The 16,274-nt window shown below is 71.1% G+C and carries 14 protein-coding genes and 1 pseudogene; 11 read left to right on the forward strand and 4 right to left on the reverse strand.

The annotated features are described in order from the left end of the window. The first annotated feature begins 167 nt into the window (after positions 1–167). The 10 genes from pstC (at position 168) to ACXR2U_RS17870 (ending at position 12,094) form a co-directional block, all read left to right on the forward strand. On the forward strand, positions 168–1,193 hold the full coding sequence (pstC, locus tag ACXR2U_RS17825) for a phosphate ABC transporter permease subunit PstC (RefSeq protein WP_458826416.1): 1,026 nt from the start codon (positions 168–170) through the stop codon (positions 1,191–1,193). Between the two features lie 4 nt (positions 1,194–1,197). Further along, complete coding sequence (gene pstA / locus ACXR2U_RS17830) at positions 1,198–2,556, forward strand: phosphate ABC transporter permease PstA (protein WP_458826417.1); 1,359 nt, start codon at positions 1,198–1,200, stop codon at positions 2,554–2,556. Continuing rightward, the gene (pstS, locus tag ACXR2U_RS17835) at positions 2,556–4,253 is read left to right on the forward strand and encodes a phosphate ABC transporter substrate-binding protein PstS (protein ID WP_458826418.1); all 1,698 of its coding nucleotides are present in this window, start codon (positions 2,556–2,558) and stop codon (positions 4,251–4,253) included. The genes pstA and pstS overlap by 1 nt, the downstream gene beginning before the upstream one ends. Further along, positions 4,250–7,093 (forward strand): hypothetical protein, encoded by a 2,844-nt coding sequence (locus tag ACXR2U_RS17840; RefSeq protein ID WP_458826419.1) that lies wholly within the window; start codon positions 4,250–4,252, stop codon positions 7,091–7,093. The genes pstS and ACXR2U_RS17840 overlap by 4 nt, the downstream gene beginning before the upstream one ends. 145 nt (positions 7,094–7,238) lie before the next feature. Then, complete coding sequence (locus tag ACXR2U_RS17845; protein ID WP_458826420.1) at positions 7,239–8,306, forward strand: hypothetical protein; 1,068 nt, start codon at positions 7,239–7,241, stop codon at positions 8,304–8,306. Between the two features lie 134 nt (positions 8,307–8,440). Further along, positions 8,441–9,406, forward strand: coding sequence for a sortase (locus ACXR2U_RS17850; protein WP_458826421.1), 966 nt, complete (start codon positions 8,441–8,443; stop codon positions 9,404–9,406). A 58-nt stretch (positions 9,407–9,464) separates the two neighbouring features. Beyond that, positions 9,465–10,298 carry a phosphate ABC transporter ATP-binding protein gene (locus tag ACXR2U_RS17855; protein ID WP_458826422.1) on the forward strand — a complete coding sequence of 278 codons (834 nt, stop codon included), beginning with the start codon at positions 9,465–9,467 and terminating at the stop codon, positions 10,296–10,298. Beyond that, positions 10,298–11,065, forward strand: coding sequence for a lysozyme family protein (locus tag ACXR2U_RS17860; RefSeq protein WP_458826423.1), 768 nt, complete (start codon positions 10,298–10,300; stop codon positions 11,063–11,065). The genes ACXR2U_RS17855 and ACXR2U_RS17860 overlap by 1 nt, the downstream gene beginning before the upstream one ends. Beyond that, on the forward strand, positions 11,062–11,286 hold the full coding sequence (locus tag ACXR2U_RS17865; protein ID WP_458826424.1) for a hypothetical protein: 225 nt from the start codon (positions 11,062–11,064) through the stop codon (positions 11,284–11,286). Before ACXR2U_RS17860 ends, ACXR2U_RS17865 begins: the two co-directional genes overlap by 4 nt. A gap of 22 nt (positions 11,287–11,308) precedes the next feature. Continuing rightward, positions 11,309–12,094, forward strand: a complete 786-nt coding sequence (locus ACXR2U_RS17870) for a nucleoside phosphorylase (protein WP_458826425.1) — start codon at positions 11,309–11,311, stop codon at positions 12,092–12,094. A gap of 13 nt (positions 12,095–12,107) precedes the next feature. Here the strand turns inward: ACXR2U_RS17870 and ACXR2U_RS17875 are convergent, their stop codons facing one another. The 4 genes from ACXR2U_RS17875 to ligD all read right to left on the reverse strand — a co-directional run bounded on the left by ACXR2U_RS17875 (position 12,108) and on the right by ligD (position 15,717). After that, a complete protein-coding gene (locus ACXR2U_RS17875) occupies positions 12,108–12,629 on the reverse strand; it encodes an HNH endonuclease signature motif containing protein (RefSeq protein ID WP_458826426.1) in 522 nt (173 codons plus the stop codon). Next, a complete protein-coding gene (locus ACXR2U_RS17880; protein ID WP_458826427.1) occupies positions 12,578–13,453 on the reverse strand; it encodes a DUF222 domain-containing protein in 876 nt (291 codons plus the stop codon). Before ACXR2U_RS17880 ends, ACXR2U_RS17875 begins: the two co-directional genes overlap by 52 nt. Before the next feature lie 637 nt (positions 13,454–14,090). Then, a complete protein-coding gene (locus ACXR2U_RS17885; protein WP_458826428.1) occupies positions 14,091–14,609 on the reverse strand; it encodes a methylated-DNA--[protein]-cysteine S-methyltransferase in 519 nt (172 codons plus the stop codon). Between the two features lie 91 nt (positions 14,610–14,700). Beyond that, a complete protein-coding gene (gene ligD / locus ACXR2U_RS17890) occupies positions 14,701–15,717 on the reverse strand; it encodes a non-homologous end-joining DNA ligase (protein ID WP_458826429.1) in 1,017 nt (338 codons plus the stop codon). A 37-nt stretch (positions 15,718–15,754) separates the two neighbouring features. Between ligD and ACXR2U_RS17895 the strand changes: the two are divergent. Next, positions 15,755–16,274 (forward strand): annotated as a pseudogene (locus tag ACXR2U_RS17895) (FUSC family protein); the annotation flags it as partial.

A 16,274-nucleotide genomic window follows, 5' to 3' on the forward strand; every position in this document is an offset into this window, starting at 1 on the left:
CCACATCGTCCCAGTTCGGACACGGCGTCGCACACCGGTGTGCCGCAGGCTACCTGTTGTTCACGCTCAGGTCGCTCGCGCCACCGATCGGTGTGATGGGGTTCTGACGCCTGAGCGAGCCGTTGTCACGGCGCTCTCCACCATCCTGGAACGGACACCCGAATCGCATGACGAGCACGACGCTGCCCCCACGCACGGACGTCGATCCGACGTCCGCGCCGGCGGTTCCTCGTCGGATCGTCACCCGGGGGGACCTGGGTGACACGGTCTACCGCTGGGTCGCCCGTGGTGCGGGTCTCGTGGTGCTGCTCATCATGGGCGGCGTCGGTCTGTTCCTGGCCATCCGCGGCGGGCAAGCCCTGAAGCAGGCGGGTTTCTCGTTCCTCACCACCTCGGCGTGGTCACCGGAGAACGGCACGTTCGGCGTCGCCGCCGTGCTCACCGACGGTGTCTTCATCGCGATCGTCGCGGTGTGCGTCTCGTTGCCGCTGTCGCTGGGGACCTCGCTGTTCATCTCCGAGATCGCCCCCGTCCGCCTGAAGCGGGCGCTGATCAGCGCCGTCGACCTCATGGCGGCGGTGCCGAGCGTGGTCTTCGGGTTGTTCGGGGTGTTCCTCTTCCAGGAGCAGGCGATCGGGTTCGCGCGGTGGGTGGGCACGTGGCTCGGGTTCATCCCGATGCTCGCGATCCCCGACACCGACCTGCGGGATCCGCTGCTCTCGCCGAGCACGTTCACCGGCTCGATCTTCGTGGCGGGCGTCGTGGTCGGGGTCATGACCACGCCGATCCAGACCGCGATCATGCGCGAGGTCTTCAGCCAGGCGCCGGTGGGTGAACGTGAGGGGGCGTACGCCCTGGGTGCGACGCGGTGGGGCGTCGTGCGTGCCGTGGTCCTGCCGTTCGGTCGCGGCGGCATCATCGGCGGCACCATGCTGGGCCTCGGTCGGGCCTTGGGCGAGACCATCGCCATCCTCATGATCATCTCCCCGATCTTCACGATCCAGCCGCACTGGACCGAGACCGGCGGCAACTCGGTCTCGACGCTCATCGCGCTACGTTTCGGCGACGCGTCGGAGTTCGGCCTCTCGGCCCTCATGGCCGCCGGGCTGGCCCTGTTCGTCCTGACCCTCGTCGTCAACTTCACCGCGTCGACCATCGTGGCGCGATCGCGCTCCGGCGCCGAGACGGGATGACGCCGTGACCACCACCGAGAACCGGTCCACCGCGGCGTCGTCCACGCCGCGCCACGAGTTCGTCGTCGAGGACCGCGACGTCACCGAGGTCCTCCCGGCCGTCGACATCGACGCGACCACGGCGGTGCCGTCGGTCGGCCGCAGCGCCACGACGCTCCCGGCTCGCGGTGCCGGCGCGGTCGGACCGCGCCGGCGCACCGGCGGTCGGCCCCCCGGCGACGTGCAGAACATGGCGTTCGCCGGCCTGGCCGGCCTCTGCGTCGCGATCCTGCTGTTCGGGGTCATCGGCCCGTTGTCCGGCAAGCTCGGTTTCGCCGTCGTCGCCTGGGTGGGGTTCGTCGTCACCTACGCCGTCCTGGTCGCGGTCGACAACACCGGCGCGATGGTCCGCGACCGGGTCATGACCGTGGTGCTCGGCAGTCTCGGGACACTGCTGTTCGGGGCGTTGCTGACGGTGGTGTTCTTCGTCCTCGGTCGCGGCCTCACGGCGATGGTCCACGTGAACTTCTGGACCGAAGACCAGTCGGCCACCGGGCCGTTGGACGGCCTCGAGGTCGGTGGGATCCTGCACGCCATCGTCGGATCGCTGGTCATGATGGCGATCTGCCTGGTCATCACGGTGCCGGTCGGGATCGCCTGCGCCGTGTTCCTCGCCGTGGTCAAGGGCCCCGGCTCGCGGTTCGTGCGCACGATCGTCGAGGCCATGACCGCGCTGCCGAGCATCGTGGCCGGACTGTTCGTCCTGGCGACCTGGATCCTGGCCTTCGGTTTCCAGCGCAGTGGCCTCGCCGCGTCCCTGGCCCTCTCGGTCATGATGCTGCCGATCATCATCCGTGCCGCCGACGTCGTGCTGCGTCTGGTGCCCGGCACGCTGCTCGAGGCCAGTGAGGCGCTGGGTGCACCGCGCTGGCGCACCGTCTGGCACGTCGTCCTGCCGACCTCGAAGTCCGGGCTCGCGACCGCGGTCATCCTCGGCACCGCCCGCGGCATCGGCGAGACCAGTCCGGTGCTGCTCACCGCGGGTTTCACCCAGTCGCTGAACTGGAATCCGCTGAGCGGACCGATGGTCTCGTTGCCCCTGGCCGCCTACACGTTCACCAGGTCGCCGCAGCCGGACCTCGTCGCGCGGGGGTTCGGCACCGCTGCGGCGCTGATGATCCTGGTCGCGGTCCTGTTCTTCATCGCGCGCCTCATCGGCGGTCGCGGTGCGGGCGTCCAGAGCCCCCGTCAGCGCCGGCGCGCCGTGCGGCAGTCACTCAACGACGCCCAGCGCTTCTCGACCGTCAGCGACTCCTCCGGTCCCGATTCCGTCGGCCACGTACCCACCGACTCCATGTCACGCCCGATCGCAGAAAGCTCGTGATGACACACCGGATCTCGTTCCTCCGCCGTGCGGCCATGCTCGCCGCCGTCGTCGGTCTGACCGCCACCGCGAGCCTGGTCGGCCTCGCGTCCGCCCCGCCCGCCGCGGCGGTGGCGTACGCCCCCATCAACGGCTCCGGGTCGAGTTGGTCGGCCAACGCCATCAGCAACTGGACCTCGAACGGCAAGAAGTTCGGGTGGCAGGTCAACTACGCGGCGACCGGATCCGGTCGCGGTCGGGTCGACTTCCTCAACAACCAGACCGACTTCGCGGGCTCGGACATCCCGTTCCAGTTCAACCCCACCGACGGGTCGAGGCCCGAGCAGCCGGCCGCCGGCACCTACGCCTACATGCCGATCGTCGCGGGTGGCACATCGTTCATGTACAACCTGAAGATCGGTGGCCGACAGGTCACGAACCTGCGGCTGTCCGGCCAGAACATCGCCCGCATCTTCGCCGGTCAGGTCAAGACGTGGAACGACGCGGCGATCGCTGCGGACAACCCCGGCCTCACCCTGCCCGGGACCAAGGTCGTGCCGGTCATCCGGTCGGACAGCTCGGGTTCGTCGGCGCAGTTCAGCCTCTGGATGCAGGCGCAGTACCCGTCGATCTGGCGCCAGGCCTACCCCAAGGGCGGCGAGACGTCCTACTGGCCGCAGGTCCCGGGGAGTCAGGCGAAGGGCGGTGACGACGGCGTCGCGAACTTCGTCCGGCAACCGTACGGCGAGGGCTCGATCGGGTACGTGCAGTACAGCTACGCGAAGAACGCGCGCTTCCCGGTCGTCAAGATGCTGAACGCGGCGGGCTACTACGTCGAACCCACGCCGCAGGCGGTCGCGGTCTCACTCACCCGGGCGAAGATCAACAACGATCCGAAGGACCTCGCGACGTACCTCACGCAGAACCTCACCGACGTCTACACGTTCACCGACCGCCGGGTCTACCCGCTGTCGTCGTACAGCTACATGATCCTGCGGCTGAACAAGACCGATCAGTGGAGCCAGTTGAAGGCGAACACCCTCGGCGCCTTCGGCCAGTACCTGCTCTGCAACGGGCAGACCGCGATGCCCGACCTCGGCTACTCGCCGCTGCCGAAGAACCTCGTCGAGGCGGCGTTCGCCCAGTTGCGGAGGGCGCCGGGTGTGAACGTCGCGTCGTTCGACATCACCAAGTGCCAGAACCCGACCTTCCAGGGCGGGAGGAACGTGTTGCTGGAGACCGCTCCCCAGCCCCAGGCGTGTGACAAGCAGGGCTCGACCCAGTGCACGACCGGGACCGGTGGCAACACGAACCCGACACAGGTGAAGTCGTCGGCGCGCGGCAACTCCGGGTCGTCCGGGGGCACGACGGGCGGCGGCACCACCGGCGGCGGCAGCTCGGGCGGCGGCACCGGGACCACGTCGGGTCCCGGCACCACCGGCACGACAGGTGGCGGGACCGCGGCCGGCGGTGGTGACACGACCTCGGTCGACCCCGACACGGGCCTGCCCCAGGGTGGGGACGGCAGCAGCGGCGGCGGTGCCGCCGAGGTCCCACTCGCCGGTCCGGTCTCCCTCAACTCCAGCGACAGCGGTTCGAGCGGCTGGTCGAGCAGCGCCCTGCTCGCCGTGCTCGCGGGGGCGCTCGTGCTCCTGGTCTTCGTGGTGCCGCCGCTGCTGATGAGCCGGCTCTCGCGACGCGACGGTGACTCGTCGTGAAGGCCGACTCCCGTCTGAGCCGCTGGGTCCGCCTCGCGGCGGTCGCGGGCCTCGTCGCGGGCGTGGCCGTCGCCGGCGCGCCGGCGAGCCGCGCCGCCGACGTCCCGATCTTCCCGGGGTCGCTGCCGGACACGTCCTCGGCCACGACCGTGAGCGGACGCGGTGCGTTCTCCGGGCTCGCGGTCCACGTCAACCAGACCGACGACCTCGCGTCGCAAGCCCTGAGTCTGTCGTGGTCGTGGCCCGGCCACGCCACCAAGCGGGTCTACGACAGCTTGTCGAACGAGCGCCCCTACGGCGGCGACTACCTCCAGGTCATGCAGTGCTGGGGTGACGCCGTCACCGCGGCCGACGTGGCCTCGGCACCGGCCGCGGACAAGCCCGCAGTCGAGGCGAACGTCGTCGCCGACAACCCGGGCCCGCCGCGTGAGCAGTGCCAGTTCGGCGCGTCGTCGCAGGCGGGCACCGGACTCGCGAACGCGGCCGAGTTCCACCAGATCAACCGGCAGACCGGTCCGGTGTACGACGCGTCCGATCCGGCTTTCAAGACCGTTGCACCCGACACCTACGGGTTGGAGTCGGTCTACAAGCCGGACACGAGCGTCGCGGGCAAGCCGTGGAAGTTCCCCGAGGTGCCGTTCCGGCCCATCGAGGGCGACCCGGTCGTCCACGAGACGTCCTACTGCACCACGGTCGGATGCCCGTGGATCAACAACTACTACAACGCGGCGAGCAGCAACGAGATCCCGGTGGCACCGGTGTACGACGACGGCACCGGTGGTGCGACGTTCCAGGCCCAGAACTCGCTCGACGCGGGCGCGCTCGGCTGCGGCACGGGCAGCATCAAGTGCTGGCTGGTCCTGGTGCCGCGCACCGACCACCGCAGCGAGACGCAGAACAACTCGCCCGACCCGAAGGTCGTCGCCGGCAACAAGATCAAGGCCGGCAAGGCGATCACGCCCGACTTCACCGTGCGGGACCAGGCGCTGATGGCCTCTCCGCTCTCGTCCTCGTTGTGGGCGCAGCGCATCGCGATCCCGCTGCAGTTCCGGCCCACCCTGTCGCCGTGCAGCTCCGCCACCACGACCTACGACACCGTCGGCAGTGACCTCGCCTCCAACGCCATGTTGAGCTGGCAGGCCAAGCTCTGCAGCGGTTCCACGTCGGGCGTGGGTTACAACTTCACCTCGACGCCGGACCAGGACGCGCGTTCCGCACTCACGAACGGTGCGAGTGACATGCGGCTGCTCACCGATCCGGTCCCCGCCAACCAGGTCCTGCAGCCCATCGTCTACGCCCCGCTCACGGCCTCGGCGACCACGGTCAGCTTCATCTTCGACCCCGGCGACGACACAGGCGGACTGGTGCTGCCGGTCAACTCGATCAACTTGAACCAGCGGCTGATCGCGAAGATGCTGACGTACTCGTACCGCTTCGCCAACAGCTACCGCCTCGGCAACGCGTACGACGCGAAACCGGCGCCGGCCGACTACGCCTGGTTGGAGTCGAACAAGACCAACCTGCTCAACGACCCGGAGTTCTGGGCCATCAACCCGGACCTGACGTCGTACCGGGCCGCTCTGGAGAACCTGGACTCGTCGTCCGTGCGCAACTTCGGCACCCTGCAGGTCTCGAGTTTCGGGAGCGACGGCTACCGGAAACTCTGGGCGTGGATCCTCGCGAACCCCGCCGCCAAGGCGTTCCTCGAGGGCAAGTCCGACGACTCGGGCATGGTCGTGAACCCGTACTTCCTCATCACGGACAAGAACCCCGAGGGGGCCGGTGCGTTCGATCCGGCGAACCTCGACACCTTCCCCAGCCTCGACCCGTGGCAGGGCTTCCCCGGCACGGTCTCCCCGCCGTGCCCCGGCGACCCTGACGTTCCCACCGAGGCGGACCAGGTCGCGTTGGCCCAGCGCAACCTCGTGACCACGGCCGACCTGCGGCCCTACCCGCTCGACCGCGCGACCGTGGCCCGCAACGTCTCGCGCGTCGACCCGCTGAACAAGTACGCGGGCTTCCTGTGCCCGAGTTCCGACGTCGACACCGGGCGCGGTGGGTGGAAGTCCGCCTACGACTACCCGGTCTCGGGGGTGCGGCGCCTGCTCGGGGTGTCGGACTCGGCGAGCAGCGCGCGGTACGGCGTGGCGACCGCGAAACTGCCCAACGCGTCGGGCGACTTCGTCGCGCCGGACTCGGCGGGGATGGCCGCGGCGTTGAGCAATCTCACGACGGTGGCGGGGGTGAAGGGTTTCAACCAGCCCGACCCGTCCACCTCGGACAAGGCGGCGTACCCGCTCACCGTCATCACGTACGGCGGCGTCACCACGCAGTACCTCGACAAGGCCGGGTGCGCCGCGCTCAGCGCCCTCGTGGACTACGCCGCGGGCGACGGCCAGACCGCCGGCACGGAGATCGGCAACCTCCCGGCGGGATACGTGCCGCTGCCCGACACCCTGCGCCAGCAGGCGCTGGATGCCGCCCGGACCGTGGCACAGTGCGCCAAGGCACCCGTGGACGATCCGTCGTCGGACCCGCCGCCGTCCTCCGCGCCCGACGCCGCCACCGGTGACCAGGCCCCGACCGACGACGGCGGGAACGTCGACAACCCGAGCTCCTCGGATCCGGCCGGCGACGTCACCCCGATCTCCTCGTCGACCTCCGGCGCACCGCCGGTGAGCCTCGCGAGCACCCAGGGCACGACCAAGCCCGACCCGTCGGTGATCGCGTGGATCGTGCCGGCCGCGCTGCTGGTCGGGCTGCTCGCGCTGCTGCTCGGACCGCTCGCCGGTCTGCGTCGGCGACGCCCCGGTCAGACCCCGCCGGGAGGCGACGGCTGACCCCATGACTTGTCGGACCGATCGGGAGGTCAGAGGCCCGATCGTGCCGGCGAGCGACGAGAGCCACGTGGCTCTCGTCGCGCACCACCGCAGTGAAACGCACGCAAGGGGCGTGCGCTCGAACTCCACGAAGGAGCTCTGCACCATGGCACGAATCCGTGCACTCGCCACCACGACTCTGGTGACCGCCGCCGTCGGCGCGGCACTGGTCGGCGTGGCCACCCCGGCCTCCGCCGACCCGGCGGCGGGCACCTACCGCACCTACGTCGGCGTCGGGTCGGACACGATCCAGGACGTCATGAACGCGGCAGCGGGCGACGTCCCGGGCAAGACGGGTGTGTTCACCACCGTCGCGTCGTACAACGCCTTCGGCTCGGCCACGATCAAGACCCGTGCGTCCGGCCCCGAGTTCACCCGTCCGCAGGGCTCGACCGAGGGCCGCAAGGCGCTCTACGCCTCGGTGAACGGCCTGCAGTACAAGGGTGTCGACGTCACCGGCCAGATCGACTTCGCGCGGTCGTCCTCGTTCACCTCGGGCACCGGCGCGCTGTACGTGCCGTTCGCCCGCGACGGTGTCAGCTACGCCTACAAGGGTGGCACCGCGGCCAAGGTCGGTGTCCTCACCACGGCGCAGCTCACCCAGATCTACTCGGCCAGCGCTCCGGTCAAGATCAACGGTGTCGCCGTCACCGGTCTGCTCCCGCAGGCCGGCTCCGGCACCCGCTCGTTCTGGCTCAGCGCCCTGGGCCTGACCGAGGCGACGGTCGGCACCGGCGTGCAGACCGTCGGCGCCGAGAACGACGGTCGGCAGATCCCGGCCGGGACCGCGACGACCGCGAACATCATCCCGTTCTCGGGTGCCCAGTACGTCGCCCAGATCAACGGCGTGCAGACCAACCTGCGTGACGGCGCGAAGCTCGGCAAGCCCAACGGCAAGACCGTGTACACGGTGAACGCCACCTCCGGCAAGGCTGCCTCCAGCGCCGGCTACTTCAACACGGCACCGTTCGGCCGCTCGGTCTACAACGTGGTCGACGCCAACGCGGCGGCGCCCCTGAAGGCGCTGTTCATCACCGGCACCAAGACCGCCCCGCTGTGCAAGACGGCCGGGCTGTCGCTCTCCGCGAAGTACGGGTTCGCCGCGATCAACACCGACAAGACCGGCCAGACCTGCGGCGTCGCGATCACCGGTGGCTACCCGGCCTTCCCGTGACCGACCTGATCGGCTGATGCACCACCGCACCACCTGATGTCCCGGTCCGGGCGCGGCGACCCCGGTCGCCGCACCCGGACCGGCCCCGATCGACCCGTGAGTCGCACCCACCCACACAGCGAGGACCACCTGCGTTGACCGTCACCCTCGAGCCCGGACCCGGCGCTCCCGCTCCGGACGGCCCGCCGACCCCGGGAGGGGAGGGGCGGACCGTCGTGCGGCGCCCCCGACGCGAGCCCCGGTTCGCGGGACCGCTGCCGGGCTCCCCGTGGTGGATCGTCCGGACCTCCGCGTTCTGGCTCGCCGCGGTCGCCGTGCTGTTCGTGCTGGACATCGTCGTGGTCACGCAGATCCAGTACGCCGCCAGCCAGTCGCGTGACTACGCCACGCTGCGCGAGTCGCTCGCCAACGCCACGGTCCCCGTCAGCCAGACCGATCCGGAGGGTCGGCTGACACCGGTCGGCACCCCGGTCGCGCTGATCAGCATCCCGGCCATCGGCATGCGGAACGTCGTCGTGGTCGAGGGAACCTCCGCCGACGCGTTGCGCCGCGGGCCGGGTCACGAACGCGACACCCGCTTCCCCGGCCAGCCCGGCGTGTCCATCCTGCAGGGCCGCGCGGCGGCGTACGGCGGCCCGTTCGGCGACATCGACCGGTTGCGGACCGGCGACACGATCACCGTCGTGACCGGCCAGGACGTCAACACGTTCCGCGTCACCGGGACCCGGCGCGAAGGTGATCCGACCCCCCGCGTCGTCGCGGGCCAGTCCCGTCTCACGCTCGTCACGGCCACCGGGTTCCCCTTCGCCCCCGACGGCACCCTCCGGGTCGACGCCGTCCTGGTGGGGACGCCGAAGGACCCGTCGGTCGTCTACGCCTCCGACCTGCCGACCGCGGAGCAACCGCTCGGCACCATGCCGGACTCGCTGCCGGTGACGATCCTCGCCCTGCAGGGACTCGTGCTGGTCGTCGTGCTGGCGGTCTGGGGCTGGACCCGGTGGGGGAGGTGGCGCACCTGGATCGCGTTCGGCCCGGTCGTCGCGCTGGCCGTCGCCCTCATCGGCAACCGGATCGTCCTGCTCCTGCCGAACCTGCTGTGACCACCCCGCTGCCGACGCACGATGCCGCGACCACGCGGACGGAAAGGACTCCTCTCGCATGACGCTCCTCGACGACCTCGGTCCCCAGCCGACGTCCCTCCCGCCGACACCGGGGCAGGCGGGCACCCTCGACGCCGAGTCGATCTCGGCGTGGTTCGGCAGCCACCTCGTCCTCGACCGCATCAGCCTGACCATGGCGGCCGGCGAGGTCACCGCTCTCATCGGACCTTCGGGCTGTGGCAAGTCGACGTTCCTGCGCATCCTCAACCGGATGCACGAACTGATCCCGTCGGCGTCGCTCGCCGGTGCGGTCCGCCTCGACGGCGAGGACATCTACGACCCGAAGCGTCGACTCACCGAGGCCCGGGCCCAGATCGGCATGGTGTTCCAGAAGCCGAACCCGTTCCCGGCCATGAGCATCTACGACAACGTGCTCGCGGGCCTCAAGCTCACCGGACGCAAGGCCTCCCGTTCGGAGAAGGACGACCTGGTCGAGTCCTGCCTGCTGAAGGCGGGTCTCTGGCGCGAGGTCCGTGAGCGCCTGCGTGAGCCCGGCGGTGCGTTGTCGGGCGGGCAGCAGCAGCGGCTGTGCATCGCGCGCTCCCTGGCCATCCGGCCGCGGGTGCTGCTCATGGACGAGCCGTGCTCGGCGCTCGACCCGACCTCGACGCGTCGCATCGAGCAGACCATCGTCGAGTTGGCCAGCGAGGTCACGATCGTCATCGTCACGCACAACATGCAGCAGGCCGCGCGGGTCTCCGACCAGTGCGCCTTCTTCCTCGCGGAGCAGGGCAAGCCCGGCGTGATCGTCGAGCACGGGGACACCGCCGCGATGTTCGACCACCCGCAGGACCCGCGCACGGCCGACTACGTGCACGGTCGCTTCGGCTGATGTCGGCCGGCCGAGGGATCCGGCTGGGCCTGGTCGTCACCGCGGTGCTCGTCGTCGGCGTCGTGGTCTCGCTGGTGGGCCTCGCCCGGTCCTCCCCGTTGCCGGACGCGCGGCCGGTGGTCGAGTCCGTCCCGGTGTGGGATCCGCCGGTCGCGGCGACGGGTGTGGCCGCCGGCGTCGCCGCCAGCAGTGCGCCGGGTGCGCCGCGACCGGCGGCCGCCTGGGTCGACAGCGTGGCGGCGCGTACGGGGATCCCGGCCCGCGTCGTGACGGCCTACGGCAGCGCCCAGCTGACGCTGCACGCCGAGGACCCCGGCTGTCACCTCGGGTGGACGACGCTCGCGGGAATCGGCGCGATCGAGTCCGACCACGGTCGGCACGGCGGGGCGTCGGTGGGTGCCGACGGCGTCGCCCGCCCGACCATCCTCGGCCCGCCGCTCGACGGCACCGCCGGCAACCGCGCCATCGCCGACACCGACGGCGGCGTGCTCGACGGCGACACCAGGTGGGACCGGGCCGTCGGGCCGATGCAGTTCATCCCGACGACCTGGGTGACGTGGGGCCGCTCGGCGTCCGGTGGTGTGCCCGACCCGTCGAACGTCGACGACGCCGCCCTCACGGCCGCGGTGTACCTGTGCGTGGCCGGGCAGGACATGGCGACGCCCGCGGGGTGGACGGCCGCGATCGCCACGTACAACGCGCCGTTCTCCTACGCCGTGTCGGTCTCCGACGTCGCCGACGGCTACGCGGCGCGGAGCGTGGCGTGACCCACGCTTCCGATCCGGCCGACGACTGGAGTCCGCCCCGCATCGTGGACCCCCGTGCGCCCGCCCCGATCGTGCTGGGCGAGATGGCGGAGGTCCGGCGGACGTGGCGGCGACAACGCCGCGAGCGCCTCGGCCGGCGGGTGTGGCCCGCCCTCGTGGCGTTGCTGCTCGCCGTCATCGTGACGGCCGTCGTCCTGCTCGGCATCCTGCTGGAGTTCTGACCCGGTCACTAGAGTCCGCGGGGTGAGCAGCGCAGACGTCAAGTACCACCTCGGCTTCGCGGCCGCCGACCTCGACGAGGGCACCAGCATCGCCCTGCTGAGCGGCGATCCCGGCCGGTCGGAGCTCATCGCCACGTCGCACCTCTCGAACGGCCGGGTGCTGGCGCGCAACCGGGGGCTCGACGCCTACGCGGCGACGCTGCCCGGGGGCGCGCCGGTGGTCTGCGCGACCAGTGGCATGGGCGCGCCGTCGCTGAGCATCGTCGTGAACGAGCTGGTGCAGGTGGGGATCCGGACCATCATCCGCATCGGCACCGCCGGCACCATCCAGGACCGCATCAGCGCCGGCGACGTCATCGTCGCCTCCGGGGCCCTGACCAACCAGGGCGCCGCGGCCGACATCGCCCCGGTGGAGTTCCCCGCCGTCGGCGACCCGTTCCTCACCGTTGCACTGAGCAACGCCGGCCGTGAGCTCGACGTGCCGCACCACGTCGGCGTGATGGCCTCGGCCGACACCTTCTTCGAAGGTCAGGAACGCTCGGACTCCTCAGCCAACCCGCACCTGCTGCGCCGGCTGCAGGGCATGATCGACGAGTACGTCCACCTGGGGGTCCTGGGCTTCGAGATGGAGGCCGGCACCCTGTTCAAGATGGGCATCGTCTACGGCTTCGCCGCAGGCTGCGTGTGCGGCATCGTCGCCCAGCGCGGGCAGGCCGAGGAGCCCGACCTCTCCCGCAAGGACGCCGCCGTCGACAACGCCATCCGTGTCGCCATCCGCGCCGCCGACGGCTGGGCGGCCCGCGGCTGAGACAACTGCCTTCTCAGAAGGGTGGGTCGCCGAGCGCGGGTTCGGGGATCGGGAGTTTCGCGGCGGGTTTGCCGTGCTGTCCGCCGGCGGGGTCGGTCCAGATGCTGGAGTTGTCGTCGGGATCGCGTTCGTGGGTCCAGCGGCCTTCGTGTTTGAGGCGGTGGTGACGTCGGCAGAGCGCGTCGAGGCACTGCTCGCGGGTCTGGCAGCCGTTGTTCCAGTCGTGGCGGTGGTCCAGGTCGCAGGTGACGGCGGGGCGGTCGCAGGTGGGGAAGCGGCAGTACTGGTCGCGGGCGATCACGAAGTCTTCGAGGTTCCGCGGTGGGCTGTAGGTCTTACGGCCGTAGTCCAGCAGTTGACCTGATGCCGGGTCGGTGAGGATCCGCCGCCAGGTAGCGCAGGAGTCGTAAGCGATACGCCGGACGGTGGCGGCGTCGATCACGCCGTGACCGTGCAGGAACCCGGGCAGGTCATCGAGGCCCATCAGGGTGGTCCAGCCGACGACCACCTGGATGTCGGGACGCTGCCCGTGCATCCGCGGCGCGGTCGCGAGGTCGCTGCCGGGCGCGCTGGGCGTGACGCTGGGTTCGGTGCTGGGTTCGACGGTGGCGGGGCGCACCGGCCGCAGCGTGAGCTCCACCAAGGCGTCGGCGCGACAGTTGGCGGGGTGTGGTCGTCGCCGGGGGTGTTGCGGGCTTTCAACGAACGAGCGTGCGCGTCGATGGTCTTGGCGACGGCCTGACCTTGCTCGGCGGGCAGCAACGCCCAGAGGCTGCACATCCCGTCGGCTTCCGCTCGTACCCGGACGTCTCGTTCGCGACGTCGGGCCCGGTTGCGGGCCTTCGCCCCTTCCGGGTCGTGCTTGATGATCGCGGCCTGCAACGCCCGTTCCAGCTGCGACGGGGTCCGCCAGCCGGGGTCGTCCATCACCTCGGCGTCGACGGTGCGGGAGACATTGGGTTCGACGACCCGCAGGGTGTTGGCGGCGACCCGGGCGTGGTGCACCCCGATGGCACCGATGCGAAGCTGCGCCGTGATCGCCGGCGCCGCCTCCACCAGCGTGACCGCCTGCATCATCCGGTGGTAGGCCGACGTGCCCGCAACACCGAGAGCGAGCCCGAGTTGTTCCGCCCACCACTTGCCGGCGTCCCCGTCGGGTTCACCACCGTGAGTGGGGGCGGCGTGGTCGCGGTAGGCGGCGGCCATGACGTCGTTCTGGTGGGCGGTGCAGAACGCGATCATCCGTTCCCACCCGGCCACCGAAGCGACCCGTTCCTCGTCGTCCAGAGCAGTGGGATCCTGTGCCAGCAGAGCGCGCAGCAGGTCGAGCGAGGGAACCATCTCGTCGACCGCAACCATGGTTCGATTCTATATCGAACGATCAGCCGTTTGCAAGAGAATCACTCGGTGAACACGAGCTTTTCTCGAGCAAACGCAGCTGTTACCCGCGAGCGCAAGCTGGTCCGGACGGCGACAGCGCGCGCTTCTCCTAGGAGCCCGTCCTTGCCAAGCAAGACCGCCACCCGCGCGCGCAACCGACTCCGGACGAGAACCCACCGCGCATCTCGTAGGAGCCGGTCCTTGCGAGACGAGAGCGGCCAGGCACGAGCGGGACTGAGCCCGCACGCAGCCCGCCGCGGTTCTCCCAGGAGCCAGTTCTTGTCGAGCGCAACTGCGACCCGCGAGCGCAACCGACTCCGGACGAGAACCCACCGCGCATCTCGTAGGAGCCGGTCCTTGCGAGACGAGGGCGGCCAGGCGCGAGCGGGACTGAGCCCGCACGCAGCCCGCCGCGGTTCTCCCAGGAGCCGGTTCTTGTCGAGCGCAACTGCGACCCGCGAGCGCAACCGACCGCGGGTGAGAACCCACCGCGCCTCTCGCAGAAGCCCGTCCATGCGAGACGCGAACCGCCACCCCGCCAGCGCAACCAGCGGCGAGCGAGACCCGACGCGCATCCCGTGGCAACCCCACCCGCGAGCCGAGCGTGCCCCCGCGCCTAGAACAGACCCGGCGGCGTGACGAGGGCACCCTCGAGCTCGAGCAGCCGACGCTTGCGGTCCAGACCACCCGCGTAGCCCGTGAGCGAGCCGTCGGCGCCGACGACCCGGTGGCAGGGCACCAGGACCGAGACCGGGTTGCCGCCGACGAACCGACCGACCGCGCGGGCGTGCGTGCCACCGAGATCGGCCGCCAGGCCGCCGTAGGTGACGGTCTCGCCGTACGGGACGCGCAGCAACGACGCCCACACCCGCTGGCCGAAGTCGGGGCCGACGAGATGAAGGGGGACGTCGAACTCCCGGCGGGAGCCCGCCAGGTACTCGTCCAGTTGCGTCGCGAGGGCGACAAGCAGGTCGGAGGCGTCGGCGTCGACCGGCTCCCCCCAGAGCGCGGGGTCGGGGCGGGTCCAGTGCCCCGGGAAGTACAAGCCCCGCAGGCCGACGTCGTCGACCACGGCGGTGAGCGGTCCGAGGGTGGTGTCGAGGACGGCGTGGCGGGTCGACGCGTCGGGCGTCATCGCGGCCTCCCGGTCGAGGACGGACGTGGGGTGCGCTCCATGGTGTCTCACACCCCGTCAACGCCGCGGCGAGCGGTTCCGTGAGGTCCGCTCAGCGGGTCTCGCGTACGACGTCCGCGGCGGCCTTGTCGACGCGCCGCCCCTGGTAGCGGGGGTGGCGCAGCAGGCCGTCGCGGGTCCACTCGGCGAACCCGATCTGCACCACGAGTTCGGGCCGCACCCAGTGCACGTCCCGCTCGCGCCGCAGCACGGCGGACGCGGTGTCGAACGGGGAGGTGTCCGTGGCCAGCGGCCGCAGGTCGGCCGCGAGGTCGGCGAGGACCTTCGCGCTGAACCCCGTCCCGACCTTCCCGGCGTAGGCGAACCGGTCGCCGTCGTGGTAGCCGACGAGCAGCGCGCCGAGGTCGGCGCGGGAGCCCTTCGGATCGGTCCAGCCGCCCACCACGAACTCCTGGTCGCGGACGCACTTGAACTTCAGCCAGTCCCGCGACCGCCCGCCGGTGTACGGGGCCGAGATCCGCTTGGCGATGACGCCTTCGTCCCCGCGACGGCAGGCGGCCTCGTACATCTCGACCCCGGCTTCCCGTCGGTGGGTGGTGAAGCGCAGCGGGTCGTCCCACGTCAGCGCCGCCCGGAGGAGTTTCTTGCGCGCGAGTTGCGGCACCCGGCGCACGTCGCGGCCGTCGAGGTGCAGGACGTCGTACACGTAGTAGAAGACCGGGATCCCGGTCGCCAGCGCGGCGGTGGGGTCGCTGATGCCGATGCGCCCCTGCAGCCGCTCGAAGCTGGTGCGCCGTCCCTCGAACGCGACGATCTCGCCGTCGACGACCACGTCGGTGTCGCACGCGTCGGCCAGCGCGACCGCGACCTCGGGGTAGGTGGCGGTCATGTCCTTGTCGTTGCGCGAGGTCAACCGCACCGCGCCGTCGGCGTCGCGGCGGGCGAGGCACCGCACGCCGTCGAGCTTGCGCTCGAAGATCCACGCCGGGTCGGAGAACCGGTCGTCGGTGAGGGTCGCGAGCATCGCGGCGGACGTCTCGGGCAGCGGCTCCGCACGCACCCGCTCCCGGTCGGCGGCGCTCAACCCGGTGAACCACGCTTCGGCCATGTCGGGACGGGTACCCGTCCCGATACCGTCTCTGACCGTGCACAGGGTGTGGGCGTGGATCGGGCGTCACGACGCCGGGTACGGGGCGACGCGTCGTGCGGCGCGGACCGCGATCGCGATGCCGACGCTGTTCGCGATCGGCAGCGAGGTGATCGGCAACGCCGACGTCGCGACCTTCGCGGCGTTCGGTTCCTTCGCGATGCTGCTGTTCGCGGACTTCACCGGTACCCGCCGCGAACGTCTCGAGGCGATGGGCGCCCTCGCGCTCACCGGCGCCGTCCTGGTCTGCCTCGGCACCCTCGCGTCGCGGTGGGCGGTCGTCGCGGCCCTCGCCATGGCCGTGGTCGGGTTCGCGGTCCTGTTCTCCGGGGTGGTCAGCTCGGTCCTCGCCGGTTCCTCGACCTCCCTGCTGCTCGCGTTCGTCCTGCCGGTGGCGACGCCGGCGCCGGTGTCGGCCATCCCGGACCGGCTGGCCGGGTGGGCGCTCGCCGCGGCGGTGGCCATCCCCGCCTCGGCGCTGCTGTGGCCCGCACCGCCGCGTGAGCCGCTGCGCGCGC

This window comes from Jatrophihabitans sp. YIM 134969 (assembly GCF_054456675.1).